The sequence below is a fragment of the Amycolatopsis sp. NPDC114504 genome, assembly GCF_055633595.1.
On the sequence record NZ_JBVKDU010000007.1, the window covers coordinates 794,253 to 810,453 of the forward strand.

Sequence of the window (16,201 nt, forward strand, 5' to 3'; positions counted from 1 at the left end):
GAGATCCGGCCAATCAGGTCCGGATGTCGATCCGGGCGGCCCCGCTTCGACGAACAGGTAGGGAAAGGGGCTCACGATGACCACCACGACGTGCACCACCACCCGGGTCCGCAGCCTGCTGGTCCTGCTCGCCACCGAGGACGACGCCGAAGACGTCGGCCTGCTGGCACCGGACGACCGCCTGACCTGTCACGTGCACGGCCGGTGGATCCACCAGTGCGTCGCCTCGCCGGCACACGTCAGCCCGGTTACCCGGCACCGCTGGTGCCGGGGCTGCCGGACCGAGCTGTGCGTCGCCGTCGACGAGCTGTCGCTCGGGGTTTCGATGACCTGCCCGCGGTGCGGTCACGGCGGCAGCGCCGCCACCGCGCGACTGACGGCGGCCTGCCGCGCGAGCCTGGCCGCCGAGCGCGACGCCCGGCGCGCGGCCTAGCTGGACACCGTTTCGAGGCCGAGCTCGTTTACCCCGGCTGACCGCGGCCTGCCGGGCGAGCCTGGCCGCCGAGCGCGACGCCCGGCGCGCGGCCTAGCCCGAGACCGTTTCGAGGCCGAGCTCGTCCAGGCCCGCGTAGACGTCCGGGCGGCGACTCCGCAGCGACACCGCGAGCGCGAGCCCGCCGGCCACCGCCACCGCCAGCAGCCACGGCAGCAACGCGATCGCCGGCGCCTCGGACCCGGCGAGGGTGGGGAAGTTGAGGAACGCCAGCGTCGTCACCGCGATCAGGCCCAGCCCGCCGAGGCCCGGAGCCACCGCGGTGCGCCAGATCCGGGGGTCACGCCGCTTGCGGAAGAACGCGACGACGGCGACCCCGGCCAGTGCCTGCAGGGCGATCACCCCGAGCGTCCCGATGCCGGTCATGCTGGCCGTGAGGTCGGCGAGCGGGTCCAGCCCGGCCAGCGCGTACACCGCCGCGATCAGCGTCGCCACCCCGATCTGCGTCCCGCTGGCGACGTACGGCGCGCCGTTGGCCGCGTTCGTCCGGCTTCGGCGACGCTCGTCGCGCTGACGACCGCCCACGTCGTGACCGCGGCGAAGACACCGATGAGCACGATCGCCGTGTAGGTCGCGCGGGAGATCGTCCGGTGCGGGTCACGCGCCTCCTCGCTGAACAACCCGGTGGCTTCGAAGCCGACGAAAGCGTTGAAGGCGAACAGGAACGCGACCCCGACCGAGCCGGAGAAGACCACGCCGGGCGCGAAGGCGTGGACGTCGAGGCCGGTCCGGACGGCGATCGCGACGTCCAGGACGAGCAGGATCGACACCTCCAGGACCAGCGAGACCCCGAGCACCTTCGCGCTGACGTCGACCCCGCGCCGGCGACGAAGCAGTTGTAGCCCAGCAGCGCGATCAGCGCCGCGACCAGGCCGAGTGGACGGCCCAGCCCCTTGGTGACGTAGACGTAGAACCCGCCCGCGCCGGTGACGACCTTGCTCATCTGCGCGTAGCCGACGCCGAAGAGCACGAGGATCACGGCGGCGAGCAGGAACGCGCCGGGCATGCCCCCGCCGTTCCCGAGCGCGATGCCCGGTGCGGCGATGACGACGATGCCGGTGAGCGGCGCGACGGCGGCCAGCACGAGGAAGACGACACCCGGCGTGCCCAGCGCGTCCCGGCGCAGTGCGTCGGACATGGGATTCTCCTCCCGCGATGGCTTGGTCCGGGCATGGTGCGCCCCGGACGCCACCGCGGTCTTGCCTGCCGGCGCAGATGCGTTGACTAGCTCGGCACCCACATCGTCACGCGGGTGCCGCGGCCCGGCTGGGAGTCCACCGTGCCGTGGCCGCCGACCTCGGCCAGGCGGGCCACGATCGACTGGGTGATGCCGAAGCCGGGCGGCCGCTCGCGGACGTCGAAGCCCTCGCCCTGGTCGCGCGCCACCACCGCGATCCCGCCGTCGCGCTCCTCCACGCGCAGCACGACCTGCTTCGTCCCGGAGTGCTTCACCGTGTTGCGCAACGCTTCCCGCACCGCTTCGCACATCGCCGTGCGACGGTCCTGGGAGAGCTTGTCGTCGTCGGCGAAGTCCGCGGCGACGAGCTGGGTGCGCAGGCCGTCGCGGGCCATCTCGGTCGCGACGTCGGCGAGCTCGACCGCGAACCCGCGCGTCGTCCCGTTCGGGATGGGCTCGGTGATCTGGCGGCGGATCTCGGCGGCCTCGGCCTTGGCCACCGATCGCACCTCCGACAGCCTGCTCACGGCGTGCGCGTCGTCGCCCGGCGCCGAGATGGCAAGCGCTTCCAGCGTCTGCAGCACGCTGTCGTGCATGATGCGTCGCGTCCGGCGGCGCTCGGCCTCGCGCCCGCGCCGGATCCCGATGTCGACCGCGAACCGGGTGCCGGCGCCGAGCAGGATGAGGATGCCCGCGGCGAGCACGATCGCCACGCCCAGCGCGACCATGCAGCCGATCGACCGCGTCACGGAGAGCTGGTCGGTCAGCGGGAGGCCGCCGGCTAGCGTGAGCGCCGCCCGGAGCGGGACGGCCGCCACCACCAGCCACAGCGCCGAGGGCAGCCCGGACGTGCCCGCCCACATCGCCACCGCGCCGACCAGCCAGGTCCAGGACACGTCGACGGCGAACGGCTGCACCGACGCCGGGGCCGTCGCCGCGACGGCGAAGTTGAGCGCCACCCCGACGGCCAGGTCCAGGCCCAGTGCTCGGCCGGTGACGCGGGCCCGCAGCCCGCCCGAGCGCAGCACCCAGGCCACGGCGGCGGTGTTGGCCGCGACGGCGAACACCGTGGCGGCCAGCACCGGCCCCAGCCCGAGCCTGCCGTTGGCCGCGGCGAACCCGATGAACACCTTGACGAACGCCGCGATCCGGTAGGCCAGCGGCACGACGACCCAGTAGCGCGCGGCGCGGGCGAGCGTCGCGTCCCCGATGGCGGCGAGGTCGCCGTGCTCGTCGGGGGGCTCGGCCGGTTCCGCGGGTGTTCCGCTGCGCAACAGCGTGCGAACGAGCGCGCGCGGCGGCGCGGCAGAGCCCGCCTCGGGCATCGGTTGGTCCCCATTTCGTCCGGCCGTCCGGGCGGTCTGAGCCTGGCAGCGCGGCGGGGGCGTCGTCAACCGCCCCCGGGGTGGGGGCAGGGGTGTTCGTCAGTAGGTGTGGAAGATCGTGTCCTCGCCCGTGTACTCCGCCCAGCCCGGCGACCCGGTGGCGGCGAAGCGGTACCAGGCGCTGTTCAGGTCGCGGGCCAGCTCCCGCGGCGGGTGCTCGCCCAGCAGGCTCCGTGGCCCGGACACCGGCCCCAGCGCGTCGAACACGAAGGGCAGCTCGAGCCCGTGGCACGCGCCCAGGCTGCCGTCGAGCAGCGGCGAACCCCACTCGAACTCGTACCGGAAGGTCCGGCCGCCGTGGTGCTCGGCCAGGTCGCGCACGCCGTCGCGGAAGACCAGGTCGGTCAGGGCGGCGACGAGGACCTCGCCCGCCGAGCGGTCCGCGCCGAGGCCGTAGCGGACGAGCACGCCGGCCGGGTCGGGGTGCGACACCGCCAGCGACGCCACGGCCTGGTCGTCGGTGACCGCGTCGAGCGCGCCGGTGGGCACGAGGTAGAGCCGCATCTCCTCGCTGCAGCTGCCGACGACGAGGTCGACGTCGCGGCCCGCGCCCGCCCGGATCGCCTTGGCCGGGTGCTGCGGCAGGACGTCGTCGCCGAACACCGGGAGGAACGGGCTGAGCCCGTACCCGCGGTCGTAGCCGAGCGCGTCGCGCAGGTCGGGGGCGCCACCGGGCCGCAGGACGGCGTCCTGCGCGTCGAGCAGCTGCTCGGTCGAGACCTTCCGGAACGCCTCGGCGGTCGGTTCGGCCTTCAGCTCGTCGGCGATCACCCGGGCGAGACGGCGCGCCTGGACGAAGTCGCGCACCATGTCCGGGTGTCCACTCTGGACGATGGCTCGGCGGAAGAGTCCCGCCGAGAGGGGAGAACCGAGGAGGCAGGCGACGCTGACCGCGCCTGAGGCGGCGCCGAAGAAGGTCACGTTGCCGGGGTCGCCGCCGAAGCCGGCGATGTTCTCCTGGACCCACTGCAGGGCCGCGAGCTGGTCGCGCAGCCCGAGGTTCGTCGCGCCGCCGTCCAGCGGCAGGAAGCCGTCGACGCCGAGGCGGTACTGGACGGTCACGAGCACCGCGCCGGCGTGCGAGAACGACGTGCCGTCGTAGACCGGCGCCGACCCGGTGCCGCCGAGGAACGCGCCGCCGTGCACGAACACGAGCACGGGCAGGCCGGCCGCGCCGAGCTGCGGGGTCCAGACGTCGACCGTCAGGTACTCCGGGCCCGGCCGCCAGCCGGTGCCGGTGAGGGGGGCGAGGTCGAGCCCGGGCACGTCGTGCCGGCGTTGCGGTGCGGTCGGCCCCGGTCTGCTCGCGTCGCGGACGTCCTCCCACGGCGGGGCCGGGACGGGTTCGGCGAAGCGCAGGTCGCCCTCCGGCGCGGCGGCGTACGGGATGCCGCGGAACAGCGCGAAGCCGGCGGCGGTGACGTGACCGCGGACCGCGCCGGACGTGGTGGGGACGACGGGGTCGGTCATGCCGGGGGGTCCCTTCGAGGAAGATCGGACGAGCGCCCGTCAGCCTAGGACCGGGGACGGACCGCCGTCATGGGCGAACCGTCGCGGGAATTGTCGCGGATGGATAACGGCGCCGGGCCCGTTGCGCCAGGTGGCCGAACGCCAGGGGCGGGACACGCGTGCGCGCCCCGCCCCGAGCGTCAGTCCTCGAGCAGATCTTCGATGGTGATCGGGATGTGCCGGACCCGGATACCGGTGGCGTTGTGCACGGCGTTGGCGACCGCCGCGGCCATGCCGACCGTGCCGATCTCGCCGACCCCGCGCGCGCCGACCGCGTTGTGCAGGGTGTCCGGGTACTCGACGAGCTGGACGTCGACCTCCGGGATGTCGGCGTTCACCGGGAGCAGGTAGCTCGCGAAGTCGCCGTTCGCGAGCCGGCCGTTGGCCTCGATCTCCAGACCCTCGTGCAACGCGGCCGAGATGCCCCAGATCATGCCGCCCATCAGCTGGCTGCGGGCCGCCTTGTCGTTGATGATCCGGCCCGCGTCGAACACGCCGAGCATCCGCGACACCCGGGCCTCGCGCGTCCACTTGTGCACGCGGACCTCGACGAACTGGGCGCCCCACGAGCTGAAGGAGTGCTTGGTCAGCTCTTCGCCGGGTGCCGACGAGCCGGTCACCTCGAGCGTCTCCCGGCCCAGCGCCCGCAGCAGTTCGCCGAACGTCATGGTCTGCCCGTTCGCGAAGACGCGGCCGTCGGCGTAGGTGACTTCGGCACCTTCGAACGGCGCGCCGGGGTCGGACGCCAGGGCGACCAGCTCGTCGATCGCCTTGGTCGCGGCGATCATGATCGCCGTGCCCGCGCTCGCCGTCGCCGTCGAACCGCCGGAGAGGCCGCCCGGCGGGAGCGCCGAGTCGCCGAGCTTCGGGGTGATCCGGTCGGCCGGGATGTCCAGCGACTCCGCGCCCACGAGGGAAAGCACGGTCAGCAGGCCGGTGCCGGGGTCCGCGCCGCTCGTCGCGACGACGGCCGTGTCGTCCGCGTTGAGCGTGACGCCGACGGTGGCCGGGAACCGCAGGGCGGGGAACATCGCGGTCGCCGCGCCCATCCCGACGAGCCAGTCGCCGTCGGTGTGCCCGCCCGGACGGCGGTGCTGCCAGCCGAACCGGGCCGCGCCGACGCGGAAGCACTCGTCGAGGTGCTTGCTCGACCACTGCAGGTCCTTGCCCGGCGGGGCGGTCGAGTTGTTCTTGATCCGCAGCTCGATCGGGTCCATGCCGAGCGCTTCGGCGAGCTCGTCGATCGCGCTCTCCAGCGCGAACGAGCCGGGTGCCTCGCCGGGCGCGCGCATGAACGTGGTCGGCGGGACGTTCAGCGGCACGATCTTCTGGCTGATGGCCAGGTTCCGCGTCGCGTACCACTCGCGCGAGGTGCCGTGCGACGTCGGTTCGACGAACGAGCGCGCGGTGTCCGTGCTGCACCAGGAGTCGTGGCTCAGGGCGACGAGGCTGCCGTCCCGCTCGGCGCCGAGCTTGATCGTCTGGACGGTCGCCGCGCGGCCGGCGGTCGCGGTGAAGACCTGCTCGCGGGCGAGGGTGGACTTCACCGGCCGGCCGAGGTCGCGGGCCGCCGCGGCGGCGAGGAACGCCGGCGACGACGTGCGTCCCTTGCCGCCGAACGCGCCGCCCACGAACGGGTTCACGCAGTGCACGGCTTCCAGCGGCACGTCGAGCGCGCTGGCGAGCTCCATCGCCTGCAGGTTCGACGCCTGGTTGCCGCTGTAGACGGTCACCTCGCCGCCGTCCCACACCGCGACGGCGGAGTGGGGCTCCATCGCGGCGTGGTTCTGCGTCGCGGTCGAGTACGTCGCTTCGACGACCACCGGGCTCGCGGCGAACGCGTCGTCGATGGACTCGACGCCGTCCTCGAGGATCTCCAGCGTCGACCCCTCGCCGTCGCGGCCCGGGGGCGCGTCTTCGGCCTCGGCGAGGCCGGCGGAGAGCGACGTCTTGGCCGGCAGCTCGCGGTAGCCGACCGTGACGAGCGCCGCCGCGTCCCGGGCCTGCTCGAACGTCTCCGCGACGACGAAGCCGATCGGCTGGCCGTAGTAGGTGACTTCCTTGGTCTGCAGCGGGACCCACGTCTCGCCGAACAGCGGCGAGGTCGCCGTCTTGAGCTCCAGCGGGTCGAACGGCGAGTACACGCCGACGACGCCGGGTGCGTCCCGCGCGGCGGAGAAGTCCATCGCCTCGATCTCGGCGTGGGCGACCGTGCTGAGCACGACGTAGCCGTAGACCTGGCCGGGGAAGGTGTGGTCGGCGCCGTACTTGGCCCCGCCGGTGACCTTCAGCGGCGCGTCGAGCCGGGTGATCATCGGGAGCTCCCCTCGGTCAGTTCGAGCAGGGCGCGGACGATCGTCCGCTTCAGCAGCGACACCTTGAAACCGTTGTCGGACAACGGGCGCGCGCCGTCGGCGGCCACGGCCGCGGCGGCCTCGAAGGAGGCCTGGGTCGCCGGGGCGCCGCGCAGGGCGTCCTCGACGGCGGGCAGGTGCCACGGCACCGTCCCGACGCCGCCGGCCGCGACCCGCGCGTCGGCGATGACGCCGTCCCGCACGTCGAGCGCGACGGCGGCGGAGCACAGCGCGAACTCGTAGGACTGCCGGTCGCGCACCTTCACGTAGGTGGAGTTGGCCGCCCAGTCCAGCCTCGGCACGGTGACCTCGGTGATCAGCTCGCCGGGGCGCAGGTCGTTCTCCAGCGCCGGGGTGTCGCCGGGCACCTGGTAGAAGTCGCGCAGGGCGACTTCGCGGGTGCCTTCGGCGTCCGCCAGCCGCAGGCGCGCGTCGAGCGCGACCAGGGCGACGGCCACGTCACTGGCGTGCGTGGCGACGCACGAGTCGCTGGAGCCGAAGATCGCGTGCATCCGGTTGGCGCCGCCGAGCGCCGAGCAGCCGCTGCCGGGCTCGCGCTTGTTGCACGGGGTGGAGACGTCGCGGAAGTACGAGCAGCGCGTGCGCTGCAGCAGGTTCCCGCCGATGCTGGCCATGTTCCGGATCTGCTGGGACGCGCTCAGCAGCAGCGCGCGCGAGATCGCCGGGTACACCTGCGGGTGCGCGGCGATGGCGCTCATCCGCTCCAGCGCGCCGAAACGCAGGCCGTCGCTCGTGTCGATGCCGCGCAGCGGGACCTGGTTGATGTCCAGGACGTGCCGCGGGGTGAGGACGTCGAGCTTCATGAGGTCGACCAGCGTCGTCCCGCCGGCCAGGAACGTGCCGGGGGTCGCGAGGGCGTCTTCGACGGTGGTGGGGGCGGTCAGCTCAAAGGGACGCATCGGCCCGCCTCGCCTGCTCGACGGCCTTGACGATGTTCGGGTAGGCCGCGCACCGGCAGAGGTTGCCGGACATGAACTCCCGTACGTCCTCGACGTCCTGCTCGACGGCGGCGACCGCCGACATGACCTGCCCGGCGGTGCAGAACCCGCACTGCAGGGCGTCCTGGTCGACGAAGGCCTGCTGCACCGGGTGCAGACGGTCCTCTGTGGACAGTCCTTCGACGGTGGTCACCGGCTGCCTGACGGTGGCCGCCAGCGTGAGGCACGAAAGCACGGGCCGGCCGCCGACGTGCACGGTGCAGGCGCCGCACTGCCCGCGGTCGCAGCCCTTCTTCGGGCCGGTGACGTCGAGGCGCTCGCGCAGCGCGTCGAGCAGGGTCACCCCCGGATCGACGTCCAGGTGTTCGGTACTGCCATTGACTTCGAGTGAGATTTCCACTGGTCTCTTTCCGCAGCTCGTCCGGATGGGTACCTGACGGTGGTGGTGGCGGCGATCGGGGAGCGGATACTCATCCGCTTCACCCGTTCGCGAGGCTAGCGGATTACAATCCGGTTCGCAACGAACCGGACATGCTGGAGTCGCTCCAGGTCTGGGTTAGATTCGGCGCGACGGCACGAGGAACGGGAGGACGATGACGACGGGATCGGTCAGCCCCCGGCGCGCGGACACCCGGCGCAACCACGAGCGCATCCTCGTCTCCGCCGCGGAGTCGCTGGCGAAGACGGGCGAGGTCTCGTTCAACGCGATCGCGAAGCAGGCGGAGGTCGGCGTCGGCACGGTGTACCGGCACTTCCCGACGCCGGAGTCGCTGATCCTCGCGGTGTACGAGCGCGAGGTGCGGCACATCGTCGACATCGTGCCGGTACTGCTGGAGAAGTACGCCGCCGACGAGGCGTTCCGGGCGTGGGTGACCGACCACCTGGCGCACTACATGATGACCAAGAAGGGACTCGCTGACGCGCTGCGCCGCGCGACGGCGTCCCGCGGCGAGCTGCCGGCGAGCGCCTACGAGGCGATGGTCGGCGCGGTCTCGACGTTGCTGAAGGCCAACGAGGCGGCCGGGACCGTGCGGCCGGACCTCGACCCGATGGTGGTGCTGCGAGGCCTGGCCGGGCTGCTCCTGCTCGACCCGGACGGCGACTGGCGCGGCGACGCGGCCGGTCTCGCCGAACTGCTCTGGCACGGGATGGCCCGCTAGGCGGTTTCGTCGTCGTGCAGCCGGACGGTCACCGTGACGCGGCCCTTCTCGTCGCGGTGCGCCACCGCGTGGCCGGTGCGCTCCGCGTCGTCGAGCTCGAGGGCCAGCAGGCCGCCGTCGCCGGTGAAGTTGCGCCACCAGTTCTTCGCGTCCGGCAGCCTGACGCCGATCGTGACGACGTCACCGGCCCGCCGGTAGCCGACCGGCGTGGTGAACGTGCGGCCCGACCGGCGTCCCGTGTACGTGACCTGGGTGAGGTGGCGGCGGACCAGCCGGCCCCAGCGCGGGGACGTCCGGAGCGAGCCCACGCAGGTGTTGACGCGGTCGACGGCGTTCTTCGGGAGCGGACCTCGGTAACCCATGACGGCCACGATACCAAGAAACGGAGACAGGTATTCCGGTTAGCTGGACGTGGGGAAGGTAAAGGCGGCTGAGGTACTCGTGTGCGGCCAACGCGTCGTCACCACCTTCGCGCGGGTGTAGAAGCGGACGCCCGCCGGACCGTGGATGGGGCTGTCGCCGATCAGGGAGTCCTTCCAGCCGCCGAAGGAGTAGTACGACATCGGGACCGGGATCGGCACGTTGACGCCGATCATGCCGACCTTCACCTCGCGCTGGAACTTGCGCGCCGCCTCGCCGCTGCCGGTGAAGATCGCGGTGCCGTTGCCGTAGGGGTTGGCGTTGATGATCGCGATCGCCTCGTCCACCGTTTGCGCGCGCACGACCGCCAGCACCGGGCCGAAGATCTCCTCGCGGTAGGCGTCCATCTCCGTGGTGACGTTGTCCAGCAGGGACGGTCCGACGAAGAAGCCTTCCTCACGGCCCTCGACCGTCAGGCCGCGGCCGTCGACCACCACCGTCGCGCCCTGCTCGGCGCCCCGCGCGACGGAGTTCACCACGCGCTCGCGGGCGGCTTCGGTGACCACCGGGCCCATGTCGCTGGCCGGGTCGCCGCCGGGACCGACCTTGACCTCGCGGGCCTTGCGCTCGAGGACCTCGACCAGCTTGTCGCCGGCCGCCCCGACGGCCACGCCGACCGAGATCGCCATGCACCGCTGCCCGGCCGAGCCGAACGCCGCCGCCGTCAGGTGGTTGGCCGCGTACTCGAGATCGGCGTCGGGCAGGACGACCGCGTGGTTCTTCGCCCCGCCGAGGGCCTGCACGCGCTTGCCGGCCGCGGTTCCGCGTTCGTGGACGTACTTCGCGATCGGCGTCGAGCCGACGAACGACACCGCCGCGACGTCCGGGTGGTCCAGGATCGCGTCGACCGCGACCTTGTCGCCGTGCACGACGTTGAACACACCGTCGGGCAGCCCGGCTTCGGCGTAGAGCCGCGCGACGAAGTTCGACGCCGACGGGTCGCGTTCGCTCGGCTTGAGGACGAACGTGTTGCCGGTGGCGATCGCGACCGGGTGCATCCACAGCGGGACCATGATCGGGAAGTTGAACGGCGTGATCCCGGCGACGACCCCGAGCGGCTGGCGGAAGTCGTGGACGTCGACGTCGCGGGAGACCTGGTCGGAGAAGCTGCCCTTGAGGGCGTCGGCGATGCCGCAGGCGTACTCGACGACCTCGCGGCCGCGCACGATCTCGCCGCGGGCGTCGTCGACGACCTTGCCGTGCTCGCTCGAGATGATCCGCGCGAGCTCGTCCTCGTGCTTCACCAGCAGCTCGCGGAAGGCGAACATCACCTTGGTCCGCTGGGACAGCGAGGAGTCGCCCCACGCTTCGAAGGCCTTGCCCGCGGCCGCGACCGCGGTGTCCACATCGGACGCTTCGGCGAGCAGGACCTGAGCCTGCTGCTTCCCGGTGGCCGGGTCGAAGACGGGTGCCGTGCGGGTCGAGCCCGCGGGCGTGGCGGTGCCGTCGATCCAGTGTTCGATGGTGTTCACGGTGCTCCTACCGGTAGTGGCGCGAGACGGGTTCACAACAGCCCCACCGCGGTGTCGACGGCCTTGGCGACGTCACCGTCGTGCGGGTAGAGCAGCGAGCGCCCGACGACCAGGCCCTGCACGGTGGGCTGGGTCAGCGCGCGCTGCCAGGCGGCGAAGGCCGCGTCCGGGTCCTTGACCTCGCCGCCGAGCAGGACGGCCGGCAGGGTCGACGACGCGAGCACCCGCTCCATGTCGTCCACCACCGGCAGCTTGAGCCAGGTGTAGGCCGACGAGCGGCCGAGCCCGGCGGCGATCGTGATCGACTTGATGACGGCGTCGGGGGAGAGGTCGTTTTTGACCCGGCCGTCGGTCCAGACCGACAGGAACGGCTCGACCATGGCGATCAGCTTGCGGTCGGCCAGTGCGTTGACCGCGTTCGCGGTGTTCTCCAGGACGCTGGGCGTGGCCGGGTCTTCGAGGCAGATCCGGGTGAGCGTCTTGCCGCCGTCGAACCGCATCCGCTCGATCGTTTCGGCGTCGTAGCAGGCGAAACGGTCGTCGATTTCGAAGCTCGACCCGGCCAGCCCGGTCCGGTTCATGGACCCCAGCACGGTCTTGCCGTCCAGCACGCCGAGCAGCAGCAGGTCGTCGATGACGTCGGCGGTCGCCAGCACGCCGGTGACGCCGGGGCGTTCCAGCGCGAGGCACAGCCGCTCCAGCAGCTCACCCCGGTCGGCCATGGCCGATGGATCGCCGCCCACGGCGTTGGCGCCGCGTGCGGGGTGGTCCGCGGCGATGATCATCATGCGGTCGCTGTGGTTGAAGAGCGATGTGGCCCGGACCCGGTTCGCGGCCGCCTCGCCGATCGCTCCCGGGTCGTGCACGCGCTTGGCGACGAGACGCCGCACCAGGTCGGTCACAGTCGCTCCCTCGGCTCGCTCGGGACCGTCGATCGGCCCGGAATCGACGGTGCCAGCGGCCGGAGACTTTGTCAAGACATATGGACAACAGGTCATCCCTACCGGTGACGCGGATGGCGGTAGGCTTCCGGCGGTGAGCACCCCTCCGCCGTCGTCCCGCGTGGACGTCACGCACCCGGCCTGGGACCCCGGCCGGGAGATCGTGCTGGACCCGGGCAGCCCCGAACCGCTCTACCACCAGGTCTCGCAGCAGCTGCACGCCGCGATCGAGGACGGCAGGCTGCCGGCGGGGGCCCGGCTGGGCAACGAGGTGGACCTGGCGGCGAACCTGCGGCTGTCGCGCCCGACCGTGCGCCAGGCGATCCAGACGCTGGTCAACCAGGGCCTGCTGGTGCGGCGGCGCGGCGTCGGCACCCAGGTCGTCCGGACCAAGGTGGCGCGGCCGCTGCGGCTGAGCAGCCTCTTCGACGACCTCTCGGGGCTCGGCGGCAAGCCGGAGTCGGTGGTGCTGGCCAACAACGTCGAGGACGCCGACGCCGAGGTGGCCGCGCTGCTGGAGGCCCCGGGCCTGACGCGGGTGCGACGGCTGACGCGCATCCGCTCGACCGACGGCGAGCCGCTCGCCCTGATGAACAACTACCTGCCCGACGGCGTCATCGACCCGACGGACGAGGAGCTGCGCGCCAAGGGCCTCTACCAGCTGCTGCGCTCGGCGGGGGTCCGGCTGCACGCGGCGGAGCAGCACATCGGTGCCCGGCTGGCGACCGAAGAGGACGCGGAGCTGCTGGACGAACCGCCGGGCGCGGCACTGCTGACCATGCAGCGCACGACGTACGACGACACGGGACGCGTGGTCGAGTACGGCTGGCACGTCTACCGCGCGTCCCGCTACGCGTTCAACCTCTCCCTGACCAACGGCCCTCAGTAGTCACAAGCCGGGGCGGCGTCTTGTCTCAGCTGCCGCAACCGACCTGACGAACCGAGGTAGCCATGGACACGCTGGACGATCTCCGCCGCCACCTGCAGTGGGCGATCGAGCTGGAGCACGCGACCATTCCCCCGTACCTGTGCGCGCTGTACTCGCTGGACCCGGGCCGCAACCCCGAAGCCGTGCGGGTGGTCGGGTCGGTGCTGGCCGAGGAGATGCTGCACCTCGCGCTGGCCGCGAACCTGCTCAACGCCGTGGGCGGGTCGCCCCAGCTCGACACCCCCGCGCTCCTGCCGCCCTACCCGCATCCGCTGCCGCACGGCGACCGTTCCGTGCACGTCCACCTGGCGCCGTTCGGCCCCGAAGCGCTCGACCTGTTCCTGCGCATCGAACAGCCCGCGTCGGCGGACGCGCCGCCCGAATCGGACGAGTACGAGACGATCGGCCAGTTCTACGCCGCCATCGAGGCCGGCTTCCGCGACCTGTGCGACGAGCTGGGTGAAGCCGCGGTCTTCACGGGCGACCCGGCCCGGCAGGTCGACGCGTTCCACCTCCGGGGCGGCGGCGGTGAGGTCATCGCCGTCCACGACCTGAAGACCGCACTGGCGGCACTGGCGGAGGTCGTCGAGCAGGGCGAAGGCGCGGCCCGCACCGACGTCTGGGACGGCGACCGCGACGTCTTCCACCCCGAGCGCGAGGAGGTGGCGCACTACTACCGCTTCCAGGAGCTGAGCCTCGGCCGCCGGTACCGCACCGGGGACACGCCGGCGTCCGGGCCGACGGGCGAGAAGATCGAGGTCGACCTCGACGGGGTGCTGCCGATGCGGCCGAACCCGCGGACGGCCGACTACCCGGAGGGCAGCGCGGTCCGGGTGGCGCAGGAGGCCTTCAACCAGACCTACAGCTTGCTGCTTTACCAGCTGGAGCAGGCTTTCACCGGCGACCCGGGGCAGCTGGGGGCTTCGGTCGGCACGATGTACGCGCTGCGGGCGCAGGCGGTGGCGTTGATGAAGCTGCCCAGCGGCGACGGGCGGACGACCGCGGGGCCGACCTTCGAGTACGTGCCGCCGGAGCAGCGCGTCTGAGCCGGGGTCCCGATCACGTAAGGTGCGGTCGTGGGGAGGGGACGGCGGTGACGGGATCGGGCAAGCCCCGGCCGCGCTCGGCCGTGCTCGCCGCCGCGTGGCAGCGGATTCCCGGCCTCGACGTCCTCTCGGCCGGCGATGGCGGCCCGCTGACCCGCACGGTCAAGAAGATCGTCGACCCCCTCGTCGTCCGCACCGCCGCGCGGCCGAAGCTGGGCCGGCCGCTGCTCGAGCCCGCCGCGGCGGCCGAGCTCACCGAGCTGATCCTCGCCGACGCCCCGCGGCTGCGGGCGACCGCCGCGTGGTTCGGGCACCTCAAGCGGCAGCGCCGGGCCCTGCGCATCACCGCGGGCAACGTCCAGGACGTGTGCTTCCCCTTGGCGTACGAGCTCGCGACGGGACTCGGCATGCCCGGACCGGAAGCACCGGAGACCGCGGCGGCGGCGTTGCGCGAGCTGCACGGCGAAGGCGATGAAGCCGGCGTCACGCAGCTCACCGCGTACCTCGCCGATCCCCGGGCGGCCGCGGACCTGACGGCCGGGCTGCACCGCCGCTGGCACGCCGACGCCGGTCTCGCGCCGGACGACGCCGCCGTGCTGCTCGGCGAGTTCGCGGACAGCCTCACGGATGCCGCGTGGCTGGCGGGTTCCGCCGCCGGGCACGCGCTCGGCCTCGCGCTGCGGCAGCCCGGGGGAGCCGGCGCGCTCGCCCGGGCCGCCGAGGTCGTGTCCGGCTCGCCGCCGCCGGATCTCGGTCTGCAGCGCGGGGATCGCACCGCCGTCCCGCCGCTGCGGCGTCAGGACGAAGCCGGTCCGGAACTGCTCGAACGCAGCGTCGAACGGCGGGTGCGCGCCACCCTGCGGCGGCTGCCCGCAGGCGAACGGGGTGACGTCGCCGGCCTGGTCGACGACGAGGCCCGCCGCGTCGTCGCCGGGTTCGGGCTCGGGATGCCCGCCCTGGCCACGTGTTTCGCGCTCGGCGTCGTCCTCGCGCCCGCCCTCCGGCCGCTCGACGGCGTCGCGCCCGGACCGGCCCCCGGATTCGCGCGGCAGCTCAACGCCCAGGTCGCGCGCGAGGGGTACGTGCTCCACGCCCGCCGGGCGCTGGCCGGCACCACGCCGCTCACCCCGCGTCCCGACGCCGAGCTGGTGCGCGAGCTGCGGGAGTTCGGCAAGCAGTTCCTCGGCCGGCTGTGGATCCGCCTGCACGGCTTCGACGTGCGCGGTGACCTCCCGGCCGACGCCGCGGACGTGCGGGACCTCGTCACCGGCGTCGTCCGGTCGACCTCGCTGGACCTGCGGACGAAGGTGCGCCGCGCGCTCGTGGCCCGCCTGCCGGACCTGGAGGCCGTCTCGTGACGCACCCCGTGCACACGCCCGTCGTCGCGGCGGACGGCGGCCTCGTCCGCTTCGCCCTCGCCGACCTGCTCGCCGGCGTGCCCGGCTCGATGCGCGTCGAACTCACCGACGCGGCGGCCGCGGAGCCGTGGCTGACGCGGCTCGTCGGGGAAGATCACGCCCTCGACGCGCTCACGGCCGGACACGTCGACGTTCCCACTAGGCCCGAACTGGCGACTCTCGCGCTCCTGCTGTGGGCCCGCCGGTGGTGGCCCGCGAGCCCGGCACTCGGCGTCCCCGCGCTGGACCCGGCGCTGCTGGACCTCGAAGCCGCCGTCGCCACCGCGGCCGTGGCCGAAGGAATGCTCGACGGCTTCGAAGCCACGCCCGCGGAACTGTTCGACGCGGCCGTCGAAGGACTCGCCACGACGCCCGTCGCCGACGAAGTCCGTGGCCTGTGCACGCGGTTGTCGGCTTGGTTCGACGAGCAGGACGACGTCGAACGCGCCGAAGCCGCGGCTCGGCTGGCGGCCGCCGCGATGCCGGGTCAGCGCGCGTACGCCCTGGCCGCGGGCGCCGGTTCCGGCCCGGCCGGGGAGGGCGTCGTCGCCGAGGGCCGGGCGAGCGTCGACTGGGCGCGGGTGCCGCCGGGCGTCCTCGATGCCGCGGACGACACCGTGACCTGGCGGGTCGTCGCGGCGCCGACGGCCATCCGGCTCGAGGTCGAGGTCGCCGGGGCGTTCGCCGACGCGACGCTGTCCGCGTTCGCGACCCGCGACGGCGAGGTGGTCGCGGAAGTCCCTCTGCAGCTGGGAGTCGGGCGGTTCGCCGGTGCCGTCGACCTGGCCGACGCGCGTTCCGTCCACTTCGGACTCGTCATCGGCGTGACGGCCGAAGACCTCATCGGGACGACGGCGGCGGACCGGGCCGCGGTGGTGTCGCTGGCGCGGGCACGCGAGGCGTTGCCGCCGGAGGCACGGACGCTCGCCGAGCGTGCGGCCGCCGACGGGGAGTTCTGAC

The 16,201-nt window shown here is 73.2% G+C and carries 16 protein-coding genes; 6 read left to right on the top strand and 10 right to left on the bottom strand.

Annotated elements, in window-relative coordinates; all coding sequences use genetic code 11:
• Positions 1-76: 76 nt before the first annotated feature.
• Positions 77-433 (top strand): hypothetical protein, encoded by a 357-nt coding sequence (locus tag ACZ7PG_RS50225; RefSeq protein ID WP_470246328.1) that lies wholly within the window; start codon positions 77-79, stop codon positions 431-433.
• Positions 434-526: 93 nt separating this feature from the next.
• Here the strand turns inward: ACZ7PG_RS50225 and ACZ7PG_RS50230 are convergent, their stop codons facing one another.
• From ACZ7PG_RS50230 to ACZ7PG_RS50260, 7 genes are all read right to left on the bottom strand, one after another.
• Positions 527-928 carry a hypothetical protein gene (locus ACZ7PG_RS50230; protein ID WP_470246329.1) on the bottom strand — a complete coding sequence of 134 codons (402 nt, stop codon included), beginning with the start codon at positions 926-928 and terminating at the stop codon, positions 527-529.
• The gene (locus ACZ7PG_RS50235; RefSeq protein ID WP_470246330.1) at positions 916-1,290 is read right to left on the bottom strand and encodes a hypothetical protein; all 375 of its coding nucleotides are present in this window, start codon (positions 1,288-1,290) and stop codon (positions 916-918) included. The genes ACZ7PG_RS50230 and ACZ7PG_RS50235 overlap by 13 nt, the downstream gene beginning before the upstream one ends.
• Positions 1,291-1,717: 427 nt before the next feature.
• A complete protein-coding gene (locus tag ACZ7PG_RS50240; protein WP_470246331.1) occupies positions 1,718-2,995 on the bottom strand; it encodes a sensor histidine kinase in 1,278 nt (425 codons plus the stop codon).
• A 99-nt stretch (positions 2,996-3,094) separates the two neighbouring features.
• Positions 3,095-4,525 carry a carboxylesterase/lipase family protein gene (locus ACZ7PG_RS50245; RefSeq protein ID WP_470246332.1) on the bottom strand — a complete coding sequence of 477 codons (1,431 nt, stop codon included), beginning with the start codon at positions 4,523-4,525 and terminating at the stop codon, positions 3,095-3,097.
• 179 nt (positions 4,526-4,704) lie between these two features.
• Entirely contained in the window at positions 4,705-6,879 is a 2,175-nt protein-coding gene (locus ACZ7PG_RS50250) for a xanthine dehydrogenase family protein molybdopterin-binding subunit (RefSeq protein WP_470246333.1), read from the bottom strand.
• Positions 6,876-7,838, bottom strand: coding sequence for an FAD binding domain-containing protein (locus tag ACZ7PG_RS50255; protein ID WP_470246334.1), 963 nt, complete (start codon positions 7,836-7,838; stop codon positions 6,876-6,878). The genes ACZ7PG_RS50250 and ACZ7PG_RS50255 overlap by 4 nt, the downstream gene beginning before the upstream one ends.
• Positions 7,825-8,277 carry a (2Fe-2S)-binding protein gene (locus tag ACZ7PG_RS50260; RefSeq protein ID WP_470246335.1) on the bottom strand — a complete coding sequence of 151 codons (453 nt, stop codon included), beginning with the start codon at positions 8,275-8,277 and terminating at the stop codon, positions 7,825-7,827. The genes ACZ7PG_RS50255 and ACZ7PG_RS50260 overlap by 14 nt, the downstream gene beginning before the upstream one ends.
• A gap of 193 nt (positions 8,278-8,470) precedes the next feature.
• On the opposite strand from ACZ7PG_RS50260, the gene ACZ7PG_RS50265 reads away from it, so the two are divergent.
• Positions 8,471-9,037: a TetR/AcrR family transcriptional regulator gene (locus tag ACZ7PG_RS50265; protein WP_470246336.1), complete on the top strand. Its 567-nt coding sequence runs from the start codon at positions 8,471-8,473 to the stop codon at positions 9,035-9,037.
• Here the strand turns inward: ACZ7PG_RS50265 and ACZ7PG_RS50270 are convergent.
• The 3 genes from ACZ7PG_RS50270 to ACZ7PG_RS50280 are packed head-to-tail and all read right to left on the bottom strand — an operon-like array spanning position 9,034 to position 11,831.
• Positions 9,034-9,399, bottom strand: coding sequence for a hypothetical protein (locus ACZ7PG_RS50270; RefSeq protein WP_470246337.1), 366 nt, complete (start codon positions 9,397-9,399; stop codon positions 9,034-9,036). The two genes, ACZ7PG_RS50265 and ACZ7PG_RS50270, sit on opposite strands and share 4 nt — an antisense overlap.
• A gap of 39 nt (positions 9,400-9,438) precedes the next feature.
• Positions 9,439-10,929, bottom strand: coding sequence for a CoA-acylating methylmalonate-semialdehyde dehydrogenase (locus ACZ7PG_RS50275; RefSeq protein WP_470246338.1), 1,491 nt, complete (start codon positions 10,927-10,929; stop codon positions 9,439-9,441).
• A gap of 32 nt (positions 10,930-10,961) precedes the next feature.
• Positions 10,962-11,831, bottom strand: a complete 870-nt coding sequence (locus tag ACZ7PG_RS50280) for a Cgl0159 family (beta/alpha)8-fold protein (RefSeq protein ID WP_470246339.1) — start codon at positions 11,829-11,831, stop codon at positions 10,962-10,964.
• 133 nt (positions 11,832-11,964) lie between these two features.
• Here ACZ7PG_RS50280 and ACZ7PG_RS50285 point away from each other — a divergent pair, with 133 nt between their 5' ends.
• The 4 genes from ACZ7PG_RS50285 (at position 11,965) to ACZ7PG_RS50300 (ending at position 16,200) form a co-directional block, all read left to right on the top strand.
• Complete coding sequence (locus tag ACZ7PG_RS50285) at positions 11,965-12,759, top strand: GntR family transcriptional regulator (RefSeq protein ID WP_470246340.1); 795 nt, start codon at positions 11,965-11,967, stop codon at positions 12,757-12,759.
• Between the two features lie 62 nt (positions 12,760-12,821).
• Positions 12,822-13,844 carry a ferritin-like domain-containing protein gene (locus ACZ7PG_RS50290; RefSeq protein ID WP_470246341.1) on the top strand — a complete coding sequence of 341 codons (1,023 nt, stop codon included), beginning with the start codon at positions 12,822-12,824 and terminating at the stop codon, positions 13,842-13,844.
• 47 nt (positions 13,845-13,891) lie between these two features.
• Entirely contained in the window at positions 13,892-15,202 is a 1,311-nt protein-coding gene (locus ACZ7PG_RS50295; protein ID WP_470246342.1) for a hypothetical protein, read from the top strand.
• Positions 15,199-16,200 (top strand): hypothetical protein, encoded by a 1,002-nt coding sequence (locus ACZ7PG_RS50300; protein WP_470246343.1) that lies wholly within the window; start codon positions 15,199-15,201, stop codon positions 16,198-16,200. Before ACZ7PG_RS50295 ends, ACZ7PG_RS50300 begins: the two co-directional genes overlap by 4 nt.
• Position 16,201: the final 1 nt, after the last annotated feature.